The organism is Streptomyces neyagawaensis (assembly GCF_023516595.1).
GTDB lineage: Bacteria > Actinomycetota > Actinomycetes > Streptomycetales > Streptomycetaceae > Streptomyces > Streptomyces neyagawaensis.
Genome location: NZ_JAMGBG010000055.1, coordinates 1 through 1,699, shown reverse-complemented (window position 1 = coordinate 1,699; position 1,699 = coordinate 1). Strand labels below are relative to the sequence as shown.

2 protein-coding genes are annotated in these 1,699 nt (G+C 74.3%); both read left to right on the top strand.

Going from position 1 to position 1,699, the window contains the following annotated elements; genetic code table 11:
* A partial coding sequence (locus tag M8J73_RS24425; RefSeq protein ID WP_249829054.1) for an MFS transporter occupies nucleotides 1-418 on the top strand: 418 nt, incomplete at its 5' end.
* Between the two features lie 6 nt (nucleotides 419-424).
* Nucleotides 425-1,627 carry an anhydro-N-acetylmuramic acid kinase gene (locus M8J73_RS24420; protein ID WP_055541886.1) on the top strand — a complete coding sequence of 401 codons (1,203 nt, stop codon included), beginning with the start codon at nucleotides 425-427 and terminating at the stop codon, nucleotides 1,625-1,627.
* Nucleotides 1,628-1,699: the final 72 nt, after the last annotated feature.

Below are 1,699 nucleotides of genomic sequence, written 5' to 3'. Positions count from 1 at the left end.
CGTCCCGGCGGGATGGCTCAGCGACCGGGTGGGACGGCGGCCGGTGATGCTCACGGGCGCCCTGTCGGTCGTGGCCCTGGCGGTACCGCTCCTCAACCTCCTTCAGGACGAGTCCACTTCGACCGTGGTGAAGGGGGTCGCGGTGTGCGCGGCGGGCGCGGTGGTCGGGCTGATGGCGGGGCCGGGCCCGGCGATGCTCGCCGAGATGTTCCCGACGAGCGTCCGCTGCACCGGGCTGGGACTCGCCTACGCCCTGTCCAATGCCGTGTTCTCGGGCTGTGCGGGCCTCATCATCACGGAGACGATCAAGCGGACGGGAAGCGTGGACATTCCGGCGTACTACGCGGCCGCGACCTGCGCGGTGAGCGCGCTCGCACTGCTGACGCTCCGCAAGCCGGGCGACGAGCCGAGGAGTTGAGTGGGCGTGCGGGTGATCGGGATGATGTCGGGGACGTCGTACGACGCGGTGGACGCGGCGGCGGCCGATCTGGAGCTCGTCGGGGACACGCTCACGCTGGAACCGCTCGGGCTCCTCAGCCGCCCGTACGACGACGGGCTGCGCGAGGCGCTGGCGCGGGTCCTTCCCCCTGCGTCCACCACGGTCGCCGAGGTCTGCCGGCTGGACACCCTCATCGGGCAGGCGTTCGCGGCGGTGGCGGTCGAGGCGGACCGGGAACTCTGCTCGGGGCGGGCCGAGTTGGTGGCCTCGCACGGGCAGACCGTGCACCACTGGGTGGAGGAAGGCCGGGCCCGGGGCAGTCTGCAGCTCGGGCAGCCCGCCTGGATCGCGGAGGCGACCGGGCTGCCCGTGGTGGCGGACTTCCGCCCGCGTGACATCGCCGCCGGGGGTCAGGGCGCGCCCCTGGTGAGCCTGTTCGACCTGCTGTGGCTGCGGGGCCGGCCGGGGACGCCGGTGGCGCTGAACCTCGGCGGCATCGCCAACCTCACGGCGCCCGACGGCACCGCCTTCGACACCGGGCCGGCCTGCGCGCTGATCGACGCGGCCGTGCGGGACGGCACGGGCGGGGGCGCGGCGTACGACGTGGACGGCGCCCTGGCCGCGCAGGGCTCCGTCCACGAACCGCTGCTGCGTCGGTTGCTCGACGAGCCGTACTACGCGCTGCCCGCGCCGAAGACGACGGGCAAGGAGCTGTTCCACGGCGGTTATCTGCGCGACGCCCTGGCCGGCTTCCCCGGGCTGCCCCTGCGGGACGTCGTCGCGACCTTGACCGCGCTCACGGCCCGGACCGTGACGGAGGCCGCCCTGGCGGTGCGGGCGACGGAGGTGATCGCGTCGGGCGGCGGCACCCGCAATCCGGAGCTGATGCGGATGCTGGCCGCCGAGTTGGCGGGTGTCCCGTTGCGGGTCTCCGACGAGCTGGGGCTGCCTGCGGCGGCCAAGGAGGCGTACGCCTTCGCCGTCCTGGGCTTCCTGACCGTGCGGGGGCTGCCGGGCACCGTCGCGTCGAGCACGGGGGCACGGCGTCCGAGTGTCCTGGGGTCGGTGACGCCCGGGCGGGCCGGGTTCCCACCGGGGCCGCCGGGCGGCACGCGACCGCCGGTACGGCTGGTGGTCGGACGGGCACCCGGCGGCACACAGCGGACCGAAGCCCACCATCGGCCGTAACAGCACCAAACAGATCATCGTGCGGAAGTTCACCAAGGGGGCGGAACGGCGATCGGCGCGGCCAATTCCGGC